The organism is Phocaeicola coprocola DSM 17136 (genome assembly GCF_000154845.1).
Lineage (GTDB): Bacteria > Bacteroidota > Bacteroidia > Bacteroidales > Bacteroidaceae > Phocaeicola > Phocaeicola coprocola.
On sequence record NZ_DS981445.1, the window covers coordinates 1 to 1591 of the forward strand.

The window sequence follows — 1591 nt, forward strand, 5'->3', positions numbered from 1 at the left end:
CCAAAAAGACTGGCTCTTGCATCCTTGACTTCTTGCTACTCCATTTCTGCGCACTGACTTTACATTGGCTTAAATCAACCGATAATCGTGTTCCATGCTTTTTTATCTGTTTGATTGCCTGCCTTGCTCTATATCTACGAATAGCAGCACCTATAAGATTGTGATTTAACCATACAAGCAATAAAACCACTCCCGGTATTCCAATGGCATACCACCTTCCGGCAAAACAAATGCCCACACCGAATACATAAATCCAAATAAAAATAAATCCAAGTATTCTCAATATTTTATTCTCATAGATTTTCATGTCATATAATTACAGCTAATGCCTTGAATGCTTAGAAAGGAGCATCGTTAGATGCTATCTTTCGTTATTAGATATCTATTGCCCTTTCTCGCTTGAGGATATGGAACTAAAAGTTGCCTTTATAATTTCGATTATTACAGTTAAAATGGTACATAAGCCCACTTTTACTATCAATACTTAATGTGTCGTTTAGCTGTTTCAAATGGGAGTGCTCATTTTGTAATAAAACTTCCGTTTTTGAAAAGTCCACAGAACTGCATATCGGATAGAAACCGGAAAAACAAGTAGGCGTTATGTAAGCTGCTTGATTTTCATAATCAAAGAACAGGAAACGGTTTCCGTCTGCCACATTATCATACACAGCAAAGCAATCAAACTTTCTCACTCCATTGATTGTATAGCTTTGCACGAAGTCAATATTGCTATCATCTACCGCTTTCAACTCAAAAATGACCTTCTTTTCATCGTGCTGATTAAAACACAGCCTATATAGAGTTTCAAATTCTGTTTTTTCTGTTTCTATATAAAGGGTATCTTGTTCAGTCAAAAAATGATACTTTACTGAATTTTGTTCCACATAGCCGTTTTTCGCTATAACATAGCTAAGTGGGAAAAGGAACAAACAATACAATACAAATATTCTCATGTCTTTATATCTAATGATTAGAAAGGAGCATCGTCAGATGCTATCTTTCGTTGTTACTAACTTATTAAATCTTTATTGTATAATTTTTAGCCAATGACGATGTGTTATTATAAAATAAAGTAATACAACCAAAATGGGATAAATCATCCATGATATGAAGGAAGAAACCTTTTGGCTATTAAATATCAGAGGTTTACTCCTTATAATTTCCATACCTTTTTTCCTTTTGATATAATACGAACAGAATGTCTTGTATAATAAAACATAGATTATGATGAAAAACACAAAAGGGGTTTTATAATTGAAATTCTCCTCTATCAGTAGATATGCCAATACTATAACAGGAAGAAATAATATTCCACATATTATCTGTATCGTCCGCTCATGTGGATTTTCCAATATAAATTTATCCCTATTAAATATGAATATCTGATAATACATCGCATCTAAAATGAATTTTATCATAAAGAGTTATTCGTATTGTTAGTAATGGCTAAGCGGGGAACGCTGTTAGGCGTTATCACGCTTTGTTATAACTCAATTACTTTGCATGATTGGCTTTTATTTACCCACCATTCCTGTTCTTCCACCTCACGAGCCTTTTGTATCTCGTCCGTTGTCAAATTTTCATTGTGATA

The 1591-nt window shown here is 33.4% G+C and carries 2 protein-coding genes and 1 pseudogene; all 3 read right to left on the minus strand.

What is annotated here, in order from left to right; all coding sequences use genetic code 11:
- Positions 1-307 (minus strand): annotated as a pseudogene (locus BACCOP_RS20765) (hypothetical protein); the annotation flags it as partial.
- Positions 308-413: 106 nt separating this feature from the next.
- Entirely contained in the window at positions 414-953 is a 540-nt protein-coding gene (locus BACCOP_RS02525; protein WP_007565886.1) for a hypothetical protein, read from the minus strand.
- Between the two features lie 72 nt (positions 954-1025).
- Positions 1026-1418, minus strand: coding sequence for a hypothetical protein (locus BACCOP_RS21515; RefSeq protein WP_007482662.1), 393 nt, complete (start codon positions 1416-1418; stop codon positions 1026-1028).
- Positions 1419-1591: the final 173 nt, after the last annotated feature.